Source organism: Bacteroides intestinalis DSM 17393 (assembly GCF_000172175.1).
GTDB classification, from domain to species: Bacteria; Bacteroidota; Bacteroidia; order Bacteroidales; family Bacteroidaceae; genus Bacteroides; species Bacteroides intestinalis.
This window is the reverse complement of the sequence record NZ_ABJL02000008.1, coordinates 2,835,693-2,856,566: the sequence shown is the minus strand read 5'-3', so window position 1 is coordinate 2,856,566 and position 20,874 is coordinate 2,835,693. Positions and strand designations below refer to the sequence as shown.

Genomic DNA, 20,874 nt, shown 5'->3' with positions numbered 1-20,874 from the left:
TACGAGCTACAAGCTACGAGTGGCTGCGCTATCACACCGCAAGCCACTCGTAGCTTGTAGCTCGTAACTAATTCAGTCCGAACGAGAACTTGTCGATGGATTGATAAACCACGCTTGCAAGGCTCAATACAATAATACCGAGCGTACAGATGATAAGGCTTGCACGCGTATAATTATCGCTACGGAAAGTGGCGATAGGCTCATCACTCTTGTTGATATACATAGATTTTACAATCTTCAGATAGTAATAGAGTGAGATAATTGTGTTTACCAGTGCAATAAATACCAGCAAATGGAAACCACCCTGGAAAGCTGCTGCAAAGATAAAGAACTTCGAGAAGAAGCCTGCAAACGGAGGAATACCTGCCAGTGAGAACAGAGCGAGCGTCATAAGGAACGTCAGCTTGGGATTGGTACTGTACAGTCCGTTATACTCTTCGAGTGTGAATCGGTGGGCACGCAAAGCGATAATCGTGATTACTGCAAATACAGAGAGGTTGGCAAACATATAAATAAGTACGTAATATACCAATGATGCCATACCTTGTTGTGTACCGGCAATGACACCCAACATAATGTAACCTGCTTGCGAGATACTGGAGAATGCCATCAGGCGTTTCAGGTTTTCCTGGCGCAGTGCAAAGAGGTTGGCAAGGGTGATAGAGGCTATGATAACCCAGTAAAGTACTTCCTGCCACTGATCTATCATCGGAGCAAACGTCTTGATCAGAATTGTCAGCAGCACGAAAGCTGCTGATCCTTTGGAGATTACACTCAGGTAAGCAGTTACCACACTCGGAGCACCTTCATATACGTCGGCTGTCCAGAGGTGGAAGGGAACGAGCGAGAGCTTGAATCCCATACCGGAGAAGAAGAATACGAATGCCATTATCTGCAAGGCGTTACCGTTTAGATGAGCCGGAACATCATCAAAGTAAAGGGTACCCACCGTACCGTAAATAAGCGAAATACCATATAGCAACAGTCCGCTTGAGAAGAGTGCGGTAAGAATGTATTTGGCACCGGCTTCAGCAGAGTGGTGGCGATACTTATCAAAAGCAACCAGCGCAGCCATTGGGATACTTGCTGTTTCCAATCCGATGAAGAACATCAGGAAGTGTCCTGCAGAAATCATGAAATACATACCCAACAGTGTGCAGAGTGTCAACATATAGAATTCACCTTGTTTGATTACTGTATCCGGAAGTTTCAGCCATTCGTGTGCCATCAGGAAGACGATAAGCGTACCAACACTGAGTATAGACTTCACAATACTTTGTATTGGCGCATTATGGTACATACCACCGAAAGCATCGGCAGCCGGACCGGGTATGATCGTAATCAGCGTGTGTATCGTGAGCAACACGACGGGCAACATGGTGTTGAGTCGTGGGTTACCATCCTTTTTATGTGCATCAGGGCTCATAAAAAGGTCGGCTACGAAGAGGATAACGATGACCGCTATCAGCGAAAGCTCTTCTTTGAGAATGAGGAATTGGGAATAATCCATATCTATTAAATTAATAATTAAGAATTAAGAATGAAGAATTTGGCTGTGCTATGATGCCGTGCGGTAATTCTTCATTCTTCATTATTAGTTCTTCATTAAAATGCGCTGACTACCGGTAGCACACTGTCTCCAATCATATTGCTGATCCATAACGGAGCAAGACCGAGACCTGCAACGCAAACGATGAGTATGATAACGGCGGTGCGTTCATCCCAGGTAGCGTCGGTTAATGTCAGGTGATGCTTGTTAGTACAAGTGCCATAGAGAATCTTGCCAACGAGCCTAAGGATATAGACTGCAGTGATTACGATACTGGTGCAGGCAATAATCGTCCACGTACGGTGGAAGACATCCACATGCTGGAATGCACCGTTGAAGATGGTCATTTCGGCAACGAAACCGCTGAGTCCCGGAAGTCCGAGGTTAGCAAGTCCGGCAATTACATAGCAGACAGCCAGGAAAGGCATAATCTTCATCAAACCGGAGAGCTCGCGTACGTCACGGGTATGAGTGCGGCCGTATATCATACCGATAAGGGCAAAGAACAGGGCAGTCATCAATCCGTGGCTGAGCATTTGCAGGACAGCACCGGTACAAGCAGTCTGGTTCATCATCAGGATGGCGAAGAGTACGAGACCGCAGTGAGATACGGAAGAATATGCGTTGATATACTTCAAGTCGGTCTGTACACAAGCAGAGAAAGCACCGTAAACTACAGATATACCAGTCAGGATCAGGAAGATCCAGCCAAGTTCCTGGGCAGCTTCAGGCATCAGATACATGGCGATACGGAAGCAACCATAACCTCCAAGTTTCATCAACACACCTGCATGGAGCATACTTACAGCCGTAGGCGCAGAGGCGTGACCGTCGGGGCTCCATGTATGGAACGGGAATAATGCACCGAGTACACCGAAACCGAGGAAGGTGAGCGGGAACCAGATGCGTTGTTGTTCAATTGGAATATTGCGCAGTTGTGCAATCTCCAGCAAGTTCATACTGGTGGCACCGGAACCGAAGTAGATCCCCAGGATACCAATCAGCAAGAATGCAGAACCACCCATTAACATCAATGTCAGTTTCATGGCAGAGTATTCCTTTCGTCCACTGCCCCATACACCGATGAGCAGGTACATAGGAATGAGCGCTACCTCATAGAACATGAACATGGTGAACAAGTCTGTAGAAATGAAGAAGCCGAACACACCCAGGGAAAGCAGGGTGAACCAGAGGAAATACTCTTTTGTCAGCGGTTGCAGACGCCAGGAGGCGAAAGTACCAGTGAAGACAATGATGGCAGAAAGCAGCAACATGGCTACTGAAATGCCGTCTACTCCCACGGAGTAATGTATATTGAGTGCCGGATACCAAGGTACATCTGCACGGAACAGCATTTCGGCTGTGTCTCCGGCGGCACGGGCTTGCAAGTAAGCAATGGTCAGGCCTACGGCAGCCAGCACCAATGCTGATGCACCTACGACCATCACCGTGCGTATCTGCTTGATGTTACGGCTTAGCCAGAGACCAAGCAACATCAACAGAGGGATGAGAACAAAAATACTTAATATGTTCATCTTTATATTACGTTTTACTATTTACGAATTACGATTAACATTTCTCTACTATAGCAGCAATAGCAATATCAGCGCCAGCGTGCCCAACAGGAATACGTAAGTGTATTGCTGAATCTGTCCGCTTTGCAAACCGCGTATCTCATCACTGGTGGCATTGGCACTCCAGGCAAGGAAGTTGAAGAAGCCATCTATTACATGGCGATCGAACCAAGCAATGGGACGGGAGATGCAACCGAAAATAATCTTGTGAGTGATAAACTGATATGCTTCATCGATATAGAATCGGTGATAAGCAGCTGTCCATAATCCGCGGAAGCGGCGGGCAAGAGCGTTGGCAACGGGTTGTTTGGCCCGTGCATACATGGCTGTAGCAATCGCAATGGAGATAACGGCTATGGCGATGCTGGTACCTGCTACTGTCCAATCGAGATGTATTTCGTAAGCTGTACCGTTGGAGCTGATGAACTTACCGAAGGGGATGAAACCTGCCACAATGGTTACAACAGCAAGGAACATCAACGGAATAGTCATAGCCAGCGGGCTTTCGTGAGGGTGAGGCACCCCAGCCAAGTTTCCATGCGGCGTGTGGCTTTCATCGCTCGGCGACTCTTGCCGGGGCGCTACGCCCCCCCAGAAGATACCATAGTAGAGGCGGAACATATAGAATGCCGTCATAGCAGCAATTGCTGTCATAATCCAACCCATAGCAGGACTGAACTGGAAGCATGCAGTCAGTATTTCGTCTTTAGAGAAGAATCCGGAGAACGGAGGGATACCTGCGATGGCAAGACATGCAATCAGGAATGTGATATGTGTTACAGGCATATATTTGCGTAACCCACCCATAGCAGACATTTCATTGCTGTGTACTGCATGGATGATGCTACCTGCACCGAGGAAGAGCAATGCCTTGAACATGGCGTGTGTAAACAGATGGAACATTCCTGCCATGTAACCCAGGCCACCGTGATGTGGATCGGCAGAAGTACAAACTCCCAGTGCCACCATCATAAAACCAATTTGTGAAATAGTAGAGAATGCTAATACACGCTTGATATCACTCTGCACACAAGCTACCGAAGCGGCGTAGAATGCAGTGAATGCTCCGACGTAAGCTACCAGGTGCAGCACATCCGGTGCATAACCGATGAACAACGGGAACATTCGTGCCACAAGATAAACTCCGGCTACTACCATCGTTGCTGCATGGATCAATGCACTGACAGGTGTCGGGCCTTCCATAGCATCCGGCAGCCAGATATGCAATGGGAACATTGCACTCTTACCGGCGCCACCGATAAACATAAGTCCCAGTGCCAGAGGTATCATTGTTGCACCGCCTTTCAGTAATGCCATTTCACTGGGCTGGAAAGTATAGGTTCCGGCATAATAACCGTAAACGAGGATACCGATCAGGAAACCCAGGTCGGCAAAACGGGTGACAATAAACGCCTTTTTGCTTGCAGCAACAGCAGATGGCTTCGTATAATAGAAACCGATAAGCAGATAAGACGAAACACCCACCAACTCCCAGAACAGATACATCTGGAAGATATTGGTAGCCACTACCAAGCCCAGCATGGACATGGTGAAGAGGCTGAGGAATGCATAATAACGTTGGAATCCACGTTCACCTTTCATGTAGCCGAAGGAGTAGACATGTACCATCAGCGACACGGTAGAGATAACGATGAGCATCATTACTGAAATAGGATCGAGCAGGATACCCAAGTCGATACTCAGCGTTGGGGTGAAAGGCAGCCACGTCACATTATAAGGCATAAGTGTGGCGAAGGTACCATCCGCCAGACGTGGAGCGGAGAAATATTGCCAGGCAGTGGCATAACTCAGTAGGGCTACCACAGCCAATACCGTGGTACCGATGATGCCTGCCGTCCGGTGCGTCATCCATTTGCCGCCAATCCCCAACGTGAGGAAGGAGAGCAAGGGGAGGAGCAGGATTAGAATTGTATATTCCATATTTATCTAATTATTAGGTTTTAGATATTAAATATTAATTCTATGCAGCATCACAGCGCAGCTAATTAATACCTAATATTTAATATTTAATTGTTACCACTTCATTTCGTCCAGCTTGCCGACCTGGATGCTTCGTATATTACGATAGATATTGATCATAATCGCGATAGCTACTGCCGTTTCGGCTGCCGAGATGGCAATGGAGAACAGGGCAAAGAAATACCCTTCCAGTCCGTCGGGGAATAGGAAACGGTTGAATACTGCGAAGTTGATATCCGTAGCGTTCAGTATCAACTCGATGCTGATAAGTATGGCCAGTGTGTTGCGGCGGGTGAAGAACCCGTAGATACCGGCGAAAAACATGATAGCTGAAACTATCAGATAATATTCCATGTGTATCATAATCAATTGTTTTTATCGTTTACGTGCAATTACTAGGCCACCTACGATACATGCCAGCAACAAGATGCTGACTGCCTCGAAAGGAAGCAGATAACCATATTTGTCACTGCTCAACATAGAATGGCCGATAGTCTTGATGTTGATTTCCAACGGTGCAAGATCCGTGGTTACTATAAACTTATGTTTCAGTGTGATGAACAATACGATGATGGCGCCACCTACGGTTGCGCCCAGACCGGCCATCAGTTTGCTACGTTTTAATTTGTCGATAGTACGGTCTCCTTCACCACTGGTTAGCAGGATGGAGAAGACATAGAGCACTACAATACCACCGGCATAAACCATGATTTGTACTGATCCCAGGAAGGTGTAACCTAGCAGGAAGTAGATACCTGCCGTGCCGAAAAGCGTAAACAGCAGATACGTTGCCGAGCGTACCATGCGGCGTGTGGTCACTGTAAGAATAGAACAAACGGTGATGAACACTGCCAGAAAGTAGAATACTACGGTTTCAAGGGTTATTTCCATATTCTTGAATTCAAATTACTTAGTTTCAAATTACTTTGTTGCTTCACTTTGGGGAGCAGCGGGTTTCTTTTTCTCTTCTACGTGACTGCCCGGATGGTTAAGCGTCTTCACCAGCTTTGTACGGTCGAATACTGCATGTTCAAAGTCGGTAGCAAACGTAATTGCACCGTGCGGACAAGCTGTAACGCAAAGTTGGCAAAACATGCATGAACCGAGATCGTATTCATACTTCGCCAAAATCTTCTTTTTCTTGCCGTCCTCAGTCTCTATCATTTCACTGGTTACTTTGATAGTGTCGTTAGGGCATGCTATCTGACATAGTCCACATGCTATACAGTGATGTTCGTTCCGCTCATTGTGGGGCATGGTCAGCGTTCCGCGGAAACGGTCGAACATTTCCAGGGTCGCACGGTTTTCCGGATATTGTTCCGTTACTTTCCGGCGGCAAAAAACAGTCATGGTAGTTTTCATACCTGTCAGCAAAGAACCGATGCCATGCATCAATCCGCCTAAATAACTGTATGTTTCGTTCTTATCTTTCATTATCTCTTTATATTTAATTTACCCAAAGGGAAACTTTGCTCCGACGCTACGCCGGCTAGAAGTGCAGTTTAAATACAACAATCAGTACCATGATGATCAGGTTCAGCATTGAAATCGGTACCAGGTACTTCCATTCCAGTGCCAATATCTGGTCGATACGCAAGCGGGGAAATGTCCACTTAATCCACATCAGCAGGAATACTACAAAGAAAGCTTTACCAAAGAACCAGATGAAGCCCGGAATATAATCCATTATAGCATTGAAGCCGTCCAGTCCTACGATATGGAATGGCATCCAGCCGCCCAGGAAGATGGTGGCAGCTACGCTGGCTACAATAAACAGGTTCAGATATTCGGCCAGGTAGAAGAAACCGAAGTGCATACCGCTATATTCGGTGTGGTATCCTGCTGTCAATTCACTTTCTGCTTCCGGTAAGTCGAACGGACCGCGGTTACATTCTGCGTTTCCAGCTATCAGATAGATAACGAATGCAATTACTGCAGGGATGTGTCCCTTGAAGATGAACCATCCATCTGCTTGGCCTTCTACAATTTCAGAGAACTGCATGGTTCCCATCAGTACTACCATGGTCAGTATGCTTAGTCCCACAGACAACTCATACGAGATAATCTGTGCTCCGCTTCGCATCGCGCCGATGAGCGAGAACTTATTGTTCGAACCCCATCCTGCCAATAGAATACCTAATACGCCTATACTGGAAGCAGCCAGCAGGAAGAATACACCTACATTGAAGTTCAGTACTTCCATACCTTTATTAATAGGCAGGCATGCAAAGGTCAGGAACGAAGCAATGATCACCATGAACGGTGCCAGATTATAGAGAAAGCGGTCGGCATCCTTGGGGGTGAATATCTCTTTGGTCAGCATCTTCAATACGTCACAAATGACTTGAATGCTACCCCATTTACCCACACGGTTCGGACCGAGGCGGCATTGGAAGAAAGCGCATATCTTGCGCTCCATATAAATAAGAATGATGGCGAGCACGGCATACATCAGGATGATGCACACGCCTATCACTACACATTCGAGGAATATTGCCAGACCTTCCGGCATGACGGAAGTCAGCGTCTGGTGTATCCAGTTGGTTACTATACTAAAGTCAAACATATTATGAATGTTATAAGGTTGTAAGGTGATAAGGTGACAGGGGAATGCAACTTTGCGTAATCACTCTATTACTTTATCACTCTATCGCTTTAATTACCTGTCAATATCCGGCACTACGTAATCCAGTGTTCCCCCGATAGCTATCAGGTCGGCAATCTTCGATCCGCGGCAGATGGTGTCTACGGTACTTACCAATGGTAATCCTGTTGAACGGAAATGCAAGCGGTACGGAGTTTTGTCACCATGGCTCTCCAGAAAGACACCAAACTCACCACGGCTTCCCTCTACAGCAGCATAATACTGCCCTTCCGGTACGCGGATAATAGGTTTCATCTTTTCCTGATACGGACCTTCGGGAATGTTGTCGATGAGTTGCTCAAGGATATTCATACTTTCCATGATTTCATCCATACGAACCATGTAGCGTGCCCAGGAGTCTCCTTCGGTATAGACGATTTCTTTGAAATCTACTTTATCGTATACTCCATAAGGTTGGCGCTTGCGCACATCACAAGCCCAGCCGCTGGCACGTCCTGTGCCGCCTGTGGCTCCGAAGGCGATAGCATCTTCACGGCTCAGCACTCCTACGCCTTTCAGACGTTGTTGTGCGATAATGTTGCCGGTGAATACCTGGTGATATTCGTGGATGATTCCACGCAGATAGGGGATAAACTCTTTCACCCGCTTCTGGAAGTTAGGATGCAGGTCAGCCTGTACGCCACCGATGGTGTTGTAGTTCATGATGAGGCGTCCACCACAAGTTTCCTCAAAGATGTCGAGTATTTTTTCACGATCACGGAAGCCGTAGAAGAAAGCGGTAAGGGCACCGAGGTCCATTGCCAGACAAGAATAGAACAACAAGTGAGAGTCGATACGTTGTAATTCATCCATAATGGTGCGGATGTACTTCACACGGTCACTCACTTCTATACCCATTGCCTGTTCAATACACATACACAGGGCATGGCGATTCTGGTGTGCGCCCAGATAATCCAAGCGGTCGGTCAATGCCAAGGTTTGAGGATAAGTAAGGCTTTCGCACATCTTTTCAATACCCCGGTGGATGTAACCACAGTTAGCATCTATCTTATCGATCGTTTCACCTTCCAGTGATACACGGAAACGCATTACGCCATGTGTAGCTGGGTGTTGGGGGCCGATGTTCACAACGTATTCCTCGTCACCAAAGAGCACCAGCTCTTTATTTCTCACGGTACCATCCGGGTTCAGTTTCAACTCGATAGTGGTATCGATAGTTTCTTCATTGTCCATGCGCAATGGGTTGTCCTTTTCCGGATCGTTATCTTTACGCATCGGGTAACCTACCCAGTCATTACGCAGGTAGAGACGACGCATATCAGGGTGTCCTATGAAGACAATGCCATAGAAGTCATATACTTCACGTTCATTGAAGTCCGCTGCTTTCCAAATGTCGCTGACACTGGGTAATTCAGGATTCTTGCGGTCCAAGGTAGCAGTACGTACTGCTGCTTGCTTACCGGTAGCGGTGGATTCCAGCAGGTAGACAACACCCAGTCCGCGTGGAGCATCCGGTGCATCTCCATCGGCGGGTTCTCCCCAGTCCATACCGCTAAGGCACTTTAGGAAGTCCATCTGCTCTTCGCGGTACAGACGGAGCATTTCAGCATGTAAGTCCGTAGGTTTTATAAATCGTATATTATCCATATTCTGATTATTTTTCTGTCTCCTCTTTCGGTTTGGGTTCTTTTCTGTTTACTCCACCGAAGAATTTTTCAATTTTCACTTTGCGTTGCAATTGCATCATACCATAGTAGAATGCTTCCGGGCGGGGAGGGCATCCGGGAATGTACACATCCACCGGTAGAATTTTATCTACCCCATTGACTACGTGGTATGACTTCTTAAACGGTCCCCCACTAACAGCACATCCACCTACAGCAACCACATATTTAGGATCCGGCATCTGGTCGTACAAGCGTTTTAGTACAGGCGCCATCTTATTGGTAATGGTTCCGCATACCATGATCATATCTGCCTGTCGCGGACTGGCACGGGCTACTTCAAATCCGAAACGCGCCATGTCATAGCGCGCGGCACCCAGTGCCATGAACTCGATACCGCAACAACTTGTTGCAAACGTAAGCGGCCACAGCGAATTACTACGTCCCCAGTTGATGAAATCGTCCAATACTCCGAGGGCGACGTTTGCACCTCCGGCATTAAGTTCGCGAACGAGTTTCTCCAATGTTTCATTATCCGTAAATTCTTCATACGGGATAGATTTTATTTTGGGCTTTTTCTTTATTTCCATTCCAATGCTCCTTTCCGCCATGCGTAGGCAAGTCCCAATACAAGGATAAGTAAGAAAAATAAGATACTGAGTAATCCTGCTATTCCCAGGTCACGGGCAATAACTGCCCATGGGAACAGGAATACTGTTTCCACATCAAACATCAGGAACAGGATGGCAAACAGATAGTAACCTACCCGGAATTGCATCCATGATTTACCACGGGTAGGGATACCACACTCGTACGCTTCCATCTTCTGTGGATTGTACGAACGGGGTGATATCGCTTTTGACAATGCGATAACAATACCCACGAAAGCAATTGCCGTCAGCAAGACGACTACTAACAAAGTAAAGTTCATAAATCTAATTAACTTTTAGATGTATATAATAGGATAGTTGGTCGAAATAGGCAATACCTCTGAATTGCCTTCGACGGACTTTGGTAAGCGATAGGGCCTACCTGACTTTTTATCAAATGATAATCTTTCTCAGCCCGAATACATAGTAAGAAAGCGGGTCGGGTACAGGATAGAAAGAAGTATGTAGAGGCGAATCACCGATTGAAGAATCGGATAGCCAGCACATTCGAAAATAATTCAGCAATAGCAAGACACTCTTGTTACCGGGTACTTGCGTACTGTCCACATTGTCCATATATAAAGGTATAGACGAGAAGTGGTCATATAATATGCTACGGATATCTTGTTTGTGGGCAGTAGTAGGAGCCTGGGATAGGATGCAGCGTTCTTCATCATTGCGTATGAAAGTGCATGATATACCTGCCGCCTGTGCGACGCTGTCGTATAATAATACGCCGAGCAAGACTATCATGAAGTATTTTATGCACTGTCTCATACAACTACTTTTTTCATTCGGCTGCAAATGTATAACAAATATTGGCTATTTTGTTATATAGAGTTGGCAAAGTACTTTGTTTTTAGCACTTTTTTGCCTTATATCAACTTCTTCTCCAGAATTCCGGGGTAAAAAGCAGTAATACGGTGAATAATTCCAGACGCCCCAGAAGCATGAGGAAAGCTAATAACCATTTTGCTATATCGGGCAATGCATTCCATGAGAAGGCAGGACCTGTCTCACCCAATCCGGGACCCATATTACCGATACTGGATACTACGCAACCCACAGATTCTACAAAACCGATACCCAGTCCCATCATGATCAGTACACTGATGATAATAATAACTGCATATATAAAGCAGAATGCCAGTACGGTAGATTGTACGGAAGGTGAAATAACCTGTTTGTTAATCCTGACCGGTAACACTGCATTCGGATGGAGAATATGTTTGAATTCATTACGCGCTACTTTGCCGAGAATAACCATGCGGATACATTTGAGACCACCTGTCGTGCTTCCTGCACAGGCTCCCATCAGCATAACAATGGTTAGTAATCCCCATGTTACAGCGGGCCATAACATGTAGTCATCTGTAGCAAAACCGGTAGAGGTGTGCAGCGAGATAACCTGGAACAGTGATTTACGGAAGGCATCTTCCATTCCCATGGGCTTGGAATAGAAGAGTATGACAGCGATTAAGCCGGTGAACAGTATTACCGACCAGAAATACCATTTCAACTCAGCATCATGAATAACTTTCTTGAATTTCCGGTTGACGAAAAATAACAATAACGTAAAGTTGATGCCGGATATAAACATGAAGATGGATATTACATATTCAATGTAGGGAGACTGATAATAAGCCACACTGGCTTGTTTTGTGGAGAAACCACCTGTGCCGGTAGTGGCAAATGCGTGGCAAACACTGTCGAACCAATCCATTCCGCCCAGCATCAGTAAGGCGACAAGAATACACGTAATGCCTGCATAGATACTCCAAATCCATTTGGCGGTAATGCCTATACGCGGATGTACTTTATCGTGTGTCGGTCCGCTGGCTTCGGCTGCAAAGACCTGCAAACCACTGACACCGAATATCGGAAGGATGGCAATGGTAAACATGATAATTCCCAAACCGCCTATCCACTGGGTCATACTGCGCCAGAAGAGAAGTCCATGGGGCAGTGATTCTATGTCATCCAATATGGTGGCGCCCGTACTGCTGAAGCCGGACATTGTTTCAAAGAAAGCGTTGGTGATGCTCGGTATATATCCGCTGATATAAAATGGCAGCATGCCGAAAAGTGAGAATGCTATCCACGCAAAGCTGACGAGTACATATCCGTCCCTGCGTGTTAGTTGGCGATCTCCTCCCTTGCCCATGGCTGCCAGAAGCAATCCCGCGCCTGCTGTGATACCTGCCGATACCCAGAAATCTACCAATGCTTCGTCCTGATAATAGAACGAAACGCCGGAACAGGCTAACAGCATCACTGTTTCAAGCAACAGGAGAATACCGATAATCCGTATTACTATCTTAAAGTTAATCACGTAATTAAATTATGAATTATAGATTATGAATTATGAACGGACTTTGTAGCAAAGCGTGTGGCGCAGCTAATTCATCATTCATAATTAATTAAAGAATTTCTCAATCTTTTTAATCATCATATTCAGGCAGAACACTACTACGTGGTCGCCCGGTATTATCTGGGTATTACCGGTTACTACCACACCTTCACCTTGGCGGATTAATCCACCGATGGTAGCTCCCTTTGGTAAACCGAGGTCTTTAACTTGATGTTTGGTGATTTTAGAATCGGCCTTCACGGTAAATTCTGCAACGTCGGCATTGGCAAAAGTAAGACATTTTACATTGCTGACATCAGCATCCAGCATCATTTGATAAATGTGACTGGCAGTAATCATCTTCTTATTGATCACTGTACCGATATCGAGGCTTTCCGCCATGCCTATATAATCTATATTTTCTACTTCTGCCACTGTTTTGCTGACGCCCATACGTTTGGCTGCAAGGCAGGAGAGAATATTCGTTTCCGAATTGTCCGTCAGTGCTACGAAAGCTTCCGTATTCTTCAGACCTTCTTCAATCAGTAGGTCCATATCACGACCATCACCATTGATAATCATAACTTTATCATCGAGAATCTCCGTCAGACGGTTGCAACGGTTCAGGTCGTTGTCTATGATCTTTACCTGCATATAGTCGGGTACATATTGTGCGGTTCGTACGGCAATGCGGCTTCCACCCATGATCATTACGTTACGTACATCGGCATAATCTTCCTTACCGGCTATCTTGCGTATATAGGGTACATATTTACGGGTGGTGGTGAAATAAACAATATCATGTAGTTTAATTACATCGTCACCACGCGGAATAAGTGTCTCGTTGCCACGTTTGATGGCTACTACGTGATAGGGTTTATCCGTCCCGGCGAGTTGGTGGAGAGGAATATCCAGTATTTCCGCTTTCTCACGCATTTTGGTACCGATCAGTATCAAAGACCCGCCACAAAACTCCCACCATTGGCGTACCCAACTCATACGTATGGAAGATACGATTTCTTTTGCTGCAAGCATTTCCGGGTAAATCAATGAATCTACACCCAGTTTCTTGAAGAATTCTTTATTTTTGGGCAGAAGGTATTCGTAATTGTCAATGCGGGCAACGGTCTTTTTCGCACCAAGGTTGGTAGCCAACATACATGCGGTCATGTTACGGCTCTCGTCGGGAGTGACGGCTATAAAGAGATCTGCCTCTTTAGCCCCCACTTCTTTCAACCCTTGAATGGAAGTAGGTGAAGCCGTGACCGTCATTAAGTCAAAGTTAGAACTGAGAGTGCTCAACCTTTCCTCATTGTCGTCCATCAATATGATGTCCTGCTTTTCGCGGGACAGCAATTTTGCCAAGTGTGTGCCTACTGCGCCGGCACCGGCAATAATAATTTTCATCGCTCCTTTATTATGCTTTCTAATATCCCTTTTTCATCCATACCACACAAGTGATACAACTCCTGTACTGTTCCATGTTCTATAAACGTATCAGGCACACCTATGCGTTGTACGTGTGGGGTATATCCATTGTCGGCCATAAATTCCAGGACGGCACTACCCATGCCGCCTTTCCGTATGCCATCTTCAATGGTGATGATGCGGGAAAATGAGTGTCCTATTTCATGCAGCATTTCCTCGTCCAGCGGCTTAAGGAAACGCAGGTCATAATGTGCTATTGATATATCTTTTTCTTTTTCTGCCCGTTCGATGGCTTTTGCGGCAATATTACCTATCGGACCAAGTGTGAGTATAGCGAGGTCTTTGCCATCTTTTAGTTTGCGTCCTTTGCCGACGGGTATTTCTTCCAATGGGCATTTCCAATCTATCAGCGCACCACGTCCGCGAGGATAGCGGATGACGAACGGTCCTTTATCCGGCAACTGTGCCGTGTACATGAGGCGGCGCAGTTCATGCTCGTTCATGGGTGATGATATAGTTAGATTGGGAATGGGACGGAAATAAGCTAAGTCGAACACACCGTGGTGCGTTGGTCCGTCTTCGCCTACCAGTCCGGCACGATCCAGACAAAGTACGACGGGCAATTTGAGTATGGCTATGTCGTGGATGACGTTATCATAGGCACGTTGCATGAATGAGGAATAGATATTACAGAACGGTTGCATTCCCTCTTTTGCCATACCTCCTGAGAAGGTTGCGGCATGTCCTTCAGCAATTCCTACATCAAAGGCACGGTCGGGCATTGCCTTCATCAGCATGTTCATAGAGCATCCTGTAGGCATGGCGGGAGTGACACCGACAATGCGTGGGTTCTGTTCGGCAAGTTCCACAAGGGTTTCACCGAACACATCCTGATAGAGTGGGGGCAGGTTGTGAGTGTCTGCCGTAAAGCGTTCGCCGGTTTCAGGATCAAACTTACCCGGTGCGTGCCAGATACCCGGTGCCTTTTCTGCCGGTTCAAATCCTTTTCCTTTGACCGTATGTAAATGTAGGATTTTCGGTCCTTTCATGTCTTTGATATCCCGCAGGATGCGGGCGATATTCTTTACATCATGCCCGTTGATGGGACCGAAATAACGGATATTCATTCCCTCGAAGATGTTCTGTTGTTGGGCAGCCATCGATTTCAGACTATTGCCGAAACGAATGAGTGCTTTACGGCGGTCTTCATTAAGAATGCCCACTTTGAATAACATCTTGGATATTTTGAAACGCAGTTGGTTATAACGGTTCGAAGTTGTCAGGTTGAATAAGTATTGCTTCATACCACCTACGCTGCGGTCGATGGCCATGTCATTATCATTGAGGATAATGAGAAGATTGTTGGAGCTTGCAGAGGCGTTATTCAATCCTTCAAAAGCCAGTCCTCCACTCATGCTGCCGTCGCCTATTACAGCAACCACATGGCGATCTTTTTCTCCTTTTTCTTCTGCTGCTACGGCCATGCCGAGTGCTGCAGAGATGGAATTAGACGCATGTCCGCAGGTGAAAGTATCATAATCGCTTTCATCGGGAGAAGGGAAAGGACGAATGCCTTTGAATTTCCTGTTTGTGGAGAATGTTTCCCGGCGTCCGGTTAGTATCTTATGACCATACGCCTGATGGCCTACGTCCCACACAATACGGTCGTAGGGGGTATTGAACACATAATGCAGGGCGACGGTCAATTCTACCGTCCCCAGACTGGCTGCAAAGTGTCCCGGGTTACACGAAACTTCTTTTATAATGTCCTGCCGCAATTCTTTGCAGACTTCCGGGAGTTGCTCAACACTCAGCTTGCGCAGGTCTTCCGGGTCAGAAATAGAATTTAGCAAGTTATATGATGCTGTCTCTGTCTTCATCTCTGTTCTGAGGATTACAAATTGCAAAATTAGTAAAAGAAAACGGAAGGGCATTTCCTTTTCGGGGAAAAAATGCGAATCCTTGCTTCTTTAACCTTCGTACATCTGTATTTTACCTTATCACACTTTGTTCATAATCCGAAAGGTATGAATTAACTGCAATAGCTAACTTCTTTCTTAGGCATTCTTATGTTTTTTCCCTTCCAACGGTTAGCTTTTTCCATCCGAATGCTTATTCTTTCCACCATGGAGGTTTTTTCTTTCCACCATGGTGGAAAGAAAGTTTCCCCGTGATGGAAAGCAACTTTCTCCATGGTGGAAAGAATAAGTGCCTACTACGATTTTCCTTAACCGTCGCAGAGAAAAGAGATAAAAGTGGTGATGCGGCGGCTTAACTCCCATAATTCTTTGATTGGCGGATGAGTTATCCTTGCTTTTGTTTGTCCTCTTAAAACAATTTGATTACTTTTGTTGCTGCAATGCATTGCTTGGTTTTCGTATAGAAAACAATCAGCCTTAGCTTTAGCATTTTACGAAATGCAGAAGTGTGCATCTACGAACAAGAAATGCATTGGAACTTAATTAGCACAAATCAAATGGAGAAAGAAAAAAATTCCTTATTTAGCGTAGCGGACATAGTGAAGCGCGCCAAGCGTGTACTGAACTTTAAGACTGATGCTGATCTGGCCGCTTACCTGGGCGTTTCGCGTTCCACACTTAGTAACTGGATTGCGCGTAACAGTACTGACTTTCCGTTGCTGCTGAGCAAGATGAAAGACGTAGACTACAACTGGTTATTGTTGGGAAAAGGAAGTCCTGTATATCAGGCAAAATTATGCAATAGCGAGTACGCGAGGGGAGAAGTAGAGATCGTCCACAATCCCAAAACTCCTGATCTGGTGGGTGATCGTAGTGTAGCGCTTTATGATATCACTGCTGCTGCCAATCTAAAAACGCTGCTTGCCAACAAACATCAATATGTAGTAGGTAAGATACAGATTCCCAGCATTCCCTTGTGTGATGGCGCCCTCTATATCAGTGGAGATAGTATGTATCCCATTCTGAAATCAGGAGATATCGTAGGCTTTAAAGAAATCAGTAGCTTTAGCAATGTCATTTATGGTGAGATGTACTTGGTTTCATTCAATATTGATGGAGATGAATATTTGGCAGTGAAGTATGTGAACCGTTCGGAAATAGACGGTTGCATTAAGCTGGTGAGCTATAATCCGCATCATGAACCGATGGATGTGCCGTTTGCAGCTATCCAGGCAATGGCAATTGTGAAGTTTTCGATCCGGAAGAATATGATGATGTAGAATACTAATTTTCATAATCTATGGATTTCTTTACTCCCGTTGGGTTGCCTTCCGGTTTGCCACCTCTTGTACAGGCAGATAACCTCCTGTTGATGGGGTCTTGTTTTGCTACCAACATGGGGAGCTTACTCGTGGATGCTAAATTCCATCCGGATATAAATCCATTTGGGGTTCTTTATAATCCCTTGTCCATTTCGGCTGCCTTGCGTGAGGTGGTGGCAGGTAAGGTATATAAGGAAGAAGATTTGTTTTTCTTCCGCGAATGCTGGCACAGCCCCATGCATCATGGAGATTTTTCTTCACCCTTAATGGAGGAAACTTTACAGCGCATCAATGCCCGCTTGTTGGCGGCACACGAATGCATTCATCAACTGGATTGTCTGATGTTGACTTTTGGTACATCCTGGGTGTACGAACAGAAGATTACGGGGCATGTGGTTGCAAACTGCCACAAGCAACCGGAATCTGTCTTTATTCGTCGCCGACTCAGTGTGCAGGAGATTGTATCCGACTATACTTCCCTTTTCTCCGGTCTGATTGCCCGGAACCCGAAGCTGAAAGTGATTCTTACCGTTAGTCCTATACGACACATACGCGATGGAATGCATGCCAATCAATTGAGTAAAGCCACGCTTTTGCTTGCCATCGACCAGTTGCAGGCTTCTTTTCCCGAACATGTCTCTTATTTTCCGGCTTACGAACTCTTGCTTGACGAGCTTCGCGACTATCGTTTTTATGCTGACGATATGGTGCATCCGTCCTCCCAGGCGGTACGCTATGTATGGGAGAAGTTTGTGCAGACTTGCTTCTCGGAAGATGCGTTAGAGATTATGCAGGAAAGTGAAAATATCAATAAAGCGCTATCTCATAAGCCCTTTCATCCGGAGTCAGAGGAGTATAAGCGTTTTTTAGGACAAATTGTGTTAAAAATAGATCGACTTAACCAAAAATACCCGTACTTAGATTTCCAAAACGAGAAAGAAATATGTCATATACGATTGAAACAATAGCCGAACGCATTGGTGCACGACGTGTGGGGGACACGCCGGCAACTATAGACTGGTTACTTACCGATAGCCGTTCCTTGAGTTTCCCCGAAGAAACTTTGTTCTTTGCCTTAACTACCAAACGCAATGATGGTGCCCGCTATATCCCTGATTTATATTCACGTGGCGTCCGTAACTTTGTAGTTAGCAAAGAAACTTATAAGGCAATTGAAAATGGACAATTGATTATAGATGATTCTATACAACGTGATGATGCGCAGTCAAGTCTCATACCCCAACTCAACTTTTTAGTAGTTGCTAATCCGTTGAAAGCTTTGCAGAAATTGGCGGAGCAACATCGTGAGCAATTCCAGATTCCTGTGATTGGCATTACAGGCAGTAATGGAAAGACTATTGTGAAAGAGTGGCTTCATCAGTTGCTTAGTCCCGAACGGGTAATTGTCCGTTCGCCTCGCAGTTATAATTCTCAGATCGGGGTGCCTCTGTCTGTCTGGCAGATGAACGAACAGTCTGAGCTTGCTATTTTCGAGGCTGGTATTTCTGAGATGGGAGAAATGCGTGCCTTACAGAATATTATCAAGCCAACCATTGGCATACTGACTAATATTGGTGGTGCTCATCAGGAAAACTTCTTTTCTCTGCAAGAGAAATGCATGGAGAAGCTGACTCTGTTTAAGAACTGCGATGTGGTGATTTATAACGGCGATGATGAGTTTATCAGCAATTGCGTGGCCAAGTCCATGCTCAGTGCCCGTGAAATAGCATGGAGCCGGAAAGATATGGAGCGTCCTCTGTTTATAAGTAAGGTGGAGAAGAAGGAGGATTGTACCGTCATCTCTTACCGTTATCTGGAAATGGATAATACTTTTATGCTGCCTTTTATTGACGATGCTTCTATTGAGAATTCGCTGAACTGCCTGGCTGCCTGTCTTTACCTAATGCTTCCTGCTGAAAAAATTACGGAGCGCATGACGACACTGGAACCGGTGGCTATGCGTTTGGAAGTGAAGGAGGGCAAAAACGGTTGCTTATTGATTAATGATAGTTATAACAGTGATCTCGCTTCATTGGACATTGCGCTTGATTTCCTCTACCGTCGCTCGCAAAGCAATGGGTTGAAGCGTACACTCATTCTTTCTGATATACTGGAAACGGGCCAGAATGCACCGACGCTTTACCGGAAGGTATCGCAGTTGATCAACAGTCGTGGTATTGAGCGCATCATCGGTGTTGGAAATGAGATTGCTTCGTGTGCTGCACGGTTTGATATTGAAAAGGCTTTCTATCCTAATACGGAAGCATTGTTGCGTGCTATTTCCCGTGGTGAGCTACGGTTGGAAAATGAAATTATATTGATAAAAGGTGCCCGTCAGTTTGGCTTTGATGCTTTGACGGAAGAACTGGAGAAGAAGGTACACGAAACGATTCTTGAAGTGAATCTCGGAGCCATGATAGCCAACCTGAATTATTATCGTAGTAAACTGAAGCCGGAAACCAAGATGGTCTGCATGGTGAAAGCGTCTGCGTATGGTGCAGGCTCGTATGAGATTGCCAAGACACTACAGGAACATCATGTCGACTATCTGGCTGTGGCTGTGGCCGACGAAGGTTCCGAACTGCGCAAAGCAGGCATTACGGCGAGCATTATCATTATGAATCCGGAGATGACGGCATTCAAGACTATGTTCGATTATAAGCTGGAGCCGGAAGTGTACAGCTTCCATTTGCTGGATGCACTGATTAAGGAGGCGGAAAAAGAAGGTATCACCAACTTCCCTATTCATATAAAACTGGATACGGGTATGCACCGTCTGGGCTTTGCCCCCGAGGATATGCCACGACTTATAGAACGGTTGAAGAGCCAGAATGCTGTCATTGCACGGTCTGTATTCTCTCACCTTGTAGGCAGTGATGCATCTCAGTTTGATGCGTTTACGCGTGGACAGATAGAAATGTTTGAAGCAGCCTCTATGCAGTTGCAAGCAGCATTTCCGCATAAGATACTCCGTCACATCTGCAACTCGGCAGGTATTGAGCGTTTCCCCGGAGCACAGTTCGATATGGTACGTTTGGGCATCGGTTTGTATGGTATCAGTCCGATCGATAATACTATTATAAATAATGTAAGTACACTGAAAACTACCATCCTGCAAATACGGGAGGTACCCGAAGAAGATACGGTTGGATATAGTCGCAAAGGGCATCTGAAACGTGATTCACGTATTGCTGCACTGCCTATCGGATATGCCGACGGACTAAACCGTCACTTAGGCAATGGTCATGCATATTGTTTGGTGAATGGGCAACGTGCACCTTATGTCGGTAATATCTGCATGGATGTCTGCATGATAGACGTTACGGATATTGAATGTAAAGAGGGGGATATCGTAGAGATATTTGGCGATCATCTGCCCATTACGGTGCTTTCCGATGTACTTGAAACCATTCCTTACGAAGTATTGACAAGCGTTTCTACACGGGTGAAGAGGGTTTACTATCAGGACTGAGATTCGGTTTTACCCTTATTCTTTTCGTTTTAATCCGTGTAAAAGTGTGTAATCTGTAGTGAAACTATTATATTTGCAACAAATTTAAAAAACTATGAATATGACAAACTTACTTTTATTAGGCTTTCTGCCCAGCGGTTCCGAATGGGTCATTATCGCTTTGCTTATCCTGTTGTTGTTTGGTGGTAAGAAGATACCTGAATTGATGAAGGGATTAGGTAAAGGCGTGAAGAGCTTCAAGGACGGTGTGAATGAGGCGAAAGAAGAAATAAATAAGGCAAAGGAGGATATAGAAGAGCCGGCTTCTAAAAAATAATAAGCTACGGGTTACAAGCTACGAGCTACAAGTACCTGCGCTATC

Annotated in this window: 18 protein-coding genes; 4 read left to right on the top strand and 14 right to left on the bottom strand. The window is 45.6% G+C overall.

Going from position 1 to position 20,874, the window contains the following annotated elements; genetic code table 11:
• Positions 1–67: 67 nt before the first annotated feature.
• The 14 genes from BACINT_RS20875 to dxs all read right to left on the bottom strand — a co-directional run bounded on the left by BACINT_RS20875 (position 68) and on the right by dxs (position 15,680).
• Complete coding sequence (locus tag BACINT_RS20875; RefSeq protein ID WP_007666977.1) at positions 68–1,510, bottom strand: NADH-quinone oxidoreductase subunit N; 1,443 nt, start codon at positions 1,508–1,510, stop codon at positions 68–70.
• 95 nt (positions 1,511–1,605) lie between these two features.
• On the bottom strand, positions 1,606–3,084 hold the full coding sequence (locus tag BACINT_RS20870; RefSeq protein WP_007666975.1) for a complex I subunit 4 family protein: 1,479 nt from the start codon (positions 3,082–3,084) through the stop codon (positions 1,606–1,608).
• A gap of 48 nt (positions 3,085–3,132) precedes the next feature.
• Positions 3,133–5,064 (bottom strand): NADH-quinone oxidoreductase subunit L, encoded by a 1,932-nt coding sequence (gene nuoL / locus BACINT_RS20865; protein ID WP_007666973.1) that lies wholly within the window; start codon positions 5,062–5,064, stop codon positions 3,133–3,135.
• Positions 5,065–5,157: 93 nt separating this feature from the next.
• On the bottom strand, positions 5,158–5,466 hold the full coding sequence (gene nuoK, locus BACINT_RS20860) for an NADH-quinone oxidoreductase subunit NuoK (protein WP_007666971.1): 309 nt from the start codon (positions 5,464–5,466) through the stop codon (positions 5,158–5,160).
• Between the two features lie 12 nt (positions 5,467–5,478).
• Positions 5,479–5,994: an NADH-quinone oxidoreductase subunit J family protein gene (locus tag BACINT_RS20855; RefSeq protein ID WP_007666969.1), complete on the bottom strand. Its 516-nt coding sequence runs from the start codon at positions 5,992–5,994 to the stop codon at positions 5,479–5,481.
• Between the two features lie 30 nt (positions 5,995–6,024).
• Entirely contained in the window at positions 6,025–6,537 is a 513-nt protein-coding gene (locus BACINT_RS20850) for a 4Fe-4S binding protein (protein ID WP_007666966.1), read from the bottom strand.
• 55 nt (positions 6,538–6,592) lie between these two features.
• Entirely contained in the window at positions 6,593–7,669 is a 1,077-nt protein-coding gene (gene nuoH, locus BACINT_RS20845; protein ID WP_007666963.1) for an NADH-quinone oxidoreductase subunit NuoH, read from the bottom strand.
• 93 nt (positions 7,670–7,762) lie between these two features.
• Complete coding sequence (locus tag BACINT_RS20840; protein ID WP_007666961.1) at positions 7,763–9,355, bottom strand: NADH-quinone oxidoreductase subunit D; 1,593 nt, start codon at positions 9,353–9,355, stop codon at positions 7,763–7,765.
• A gap of 7 nt (positions 9,356–9,362) precedes the next feature.
• Positions 9,363–9,962: an NADH-quinone oxidoreductase subunit B gene (locus BACINT_RS20835; RefSeq protein WP_007666959.1), complete on the bottom strand. Its 600-nt coding sequence runs from the start codon at positions 9,960–9,962 to the stop codon at positions 9,363–9,365.
• On the bottom strand, positions 9,953–10,303 hold the full coding sequence (locus BACINT_RS20830) for an NADH-quinone oxidoreductase subunit A (protein ID WP_007666958.1): 351 nt from the start codon (positions 10,301–10,303) through the stop codon (positions 9,953–9,955). The genes BACINT_RS20835 and BACINT_RS20830 overlap by 10 nt, the downstream gene beginning before the upstream one ends.
• Positions 10,304–10,415: 112 nt before the next feature.
• Complete coding sequence (locus BACINT_RS20825; protein ID WP_044155147.1) at positions 10,416–10,799, bottom strand: hypothetical protein; 384 nt, start codon at positions 10,797–10,799, stop codon at positions 10,416–10,418.
• A 103-nt stretch (positions 10,800–10,902) separates the two neighbouring features.
• Positions 10,903–12,354 carry a TrkH family potassium uptake protein gene (locus tag BACINT_RS20820; protein ID WP_007666956.1) on the bottom strand — a complete coding sequence of 484 codons (1,452 nt, stop codon included), beginning with the start codon at positions 12,352–12,354 and terminating at the stop codon, positions 10,903–10,905.
• An 84-nt stretch (positions 12,355–12,438) separates the two neighbouring features.
• Positions 12,439–13,779 (bottom strand): Trk system potassium transporter TrkA, encoded by a 1,341-nt coding sequence (gene trkA / locus BACINT_RS20815; protein WP_007666955.1) that lies wholly within the window; start codon positions 13,777–13,779, stop codon positions 12,439–12,441.
• Positions 13,776–15,680: a 1-deoxy-D-xylulose-5-phosphate synthase gene (gene dxs / locus BACINT_RS20810; protein WP_044155404.1), complete on the bottom strand. Its 1,905-nt coding sequence runs from the start codon at positions 15,678–15,680 to the stop codon at positions 13,776–13,778. The genes trkA and dxs overlap by 4 nt, the downstream gene beginning before the upstream one ends.
• Before the next feature lie 596 nt (positions 15,681–16,276).
• Between dxs and BACINT_RS20805 the strand changes: the two genes are divergently transcribed.
• The 4 genes from BACINT_RS20805 (at position 16,277) to BACINT_RS20790 (ending at position 20,829) form a co-directional block, all read left to right on the top strand.
• Entirely contained in the window at positions 16,277–16,999 is a 723-nt protein-coding gene (locus tag BACINT_RS20805; protein WP_044155145.1) for a helix-turn-helix domain-containing protein, read from the top strand.
• 20 nt (positions 17,000–17,019) lie between these two features.
• Positions 17,020–18,009: a GSCFA domain-containing protein gene (locus BACINT_RS20800; protein WP_007666933.1), complete on the top strand. Its 990-nt coding sequence runs from the start codon at positions 17,020–17,022 to the stop codon at positions 18,007–18,009.
• Positions 17,985–20,513 (top strand): bifunctional UDP-N-acetylmuramoyl-tripeptide:D-alanyl-D-alanine ligase/alanine racemase, encoded by a 2,529-nt coding sequence (locus BACINT_RS20795; protein WP_007666931.1) that lies wholly within the window; start codon positions 17,985–17,987, stop codon positions 20,511–20,513. The genes BACINT_RS20800 and BACINT_RS20795 overlap by 25 nt, the downstream gene beginning before the upstream one ends.
• A gap of 100 nt (positions 20,514–20,613) precedes the next feature.
• The gene (locus tag BACINT_RS20790) at positions 20,614–20,829 is read left to right on the top strand and encodes a Sec-independent protein translocase subunit TatA/TatB (RefSeq protein WP_021968070.1); all 216 of its coding nucleotides are present in this window, start codon (positions 20,614–20,616) and stop codon (positions 20,827–20,829) included.
• Positions 20,830–20,874: the final 45 nt, after the last annotated feature.

Bases quoted from the DNA above. Each gene is read 5' to 3' on its own strand.
- BACINT_RS20875 (WP_007666977.1), bottom strand. From the start codon at position 1,510: ATGGATTATTCCCAATTCCTCATTCTCAAAGAAGAGCTTTCGCTGATA.
- BACINT_RS20870 (WP_007666975.1), bottom strand. From the start codon at position 3,084: ATGAACATATTAAGTATTTTTGTTCTCATCCCTCTGTTGATGTTGCTT.
- nuoL (WP_007666973.1), bottom strand. From the start codon at position 5,064: ATGGAATATACAATTCTAATCCTGCTCCTCCCCTTGCTCTCCTTCCTC.
- nuoK (WP_007666971.1), bottom strand. From the start codon at position 5,466: ATGATACACATGGAATATTATCTGATAGTTTCAGCTATCATGTTTTTC.
- BACINT_RS20855 (WP_007666969.1), bottom strand. From the start codon at position 5,994: ATGGAAATAACCCTTGAAACCGTAGTATTCTACTTTCTGGCAGTGTTC.
- BACINT_RS20850 (WP_007666966.1), bottom strand. From the start codon at position 6,537: ATGAAAGATAAGAACGAAACATACAGTTATTTAGGCGGATTGATGCAT.
- nuoH (WP_007666963.1), bottom strand. From the start codon at position 7,669: ATGTTTGACTTTAGTATAGTAACCAACTGGATACACCAGACGCTGACT.
- BACINT_RS20840 (WP_007666961.1), bottom strand. From the start codon at position 9,355: ATGGATAATATACGATTTATAAAACCTACGGACTTACATGCTGAAATG.
- BACINT_RS20835 (WP_007666959.1), bottom strand. From the start codon at position 9,962: ATGGAAATAAAGAAAAAGCCCAAAATAAAATCTATCCCGTATGAAGAA.
- BACINT_RS20830 (WP_007666958.1), bottom strand. From the start codon at position 10,303: ATGAACTTTACTTTGTTAGTAGTCGTCTTGCTGACGGCAATTGCTTTC.
- BACINT_RS20825 (WP_044155147.1), bottom strand. From the start codon at position 10,799: ATGAGACAGTGCATAAAATACTTCATGATAGTCTTGCTCGGCGTATTA.
- trkA (WP_007666955.1), bottom strand. From the start codon at position 13,779: ATGAAAATTATTATTGCCGGTGCCGGCGCAGTAGGCACACACTTGGCA.
- dxs (WP_044155404.1), bottom strand. From the start codon at position 15,680: ATGAAGACAGAGACAGCATCATATAACTTGCTAAATTCTATTTCTGAC.
- BACINT_RS20805 (WP_044155145.1), top strand. From the start codon at position 16,277: ATGGAGAAAGAAAAAAATTCCTTATTTAGCGTAGCGGACATAGTGAAG.
- BACINT_RS20800 (WP_007666933.1), top strand. From the start codon at position 17,020: ATGGATTTCTTTACTCCCGTTGGGTTGCCTTCCGGTTTGCCACCTCTT.
- BACINT_RS20795 (WP_007666931.1), top strand. From the start codon at position 17,985: ATGTCATATACGATTGAAACAATAGCCGAACGCATTGGTGCACGACGT.
- BACINT_RS20790 (WP_021968070.1), top strand. From the start codon at position 20,614: ATGACAAACTTACTTTTATTAGGCTTTCTGCCCAGCGGTTCCGAATGG.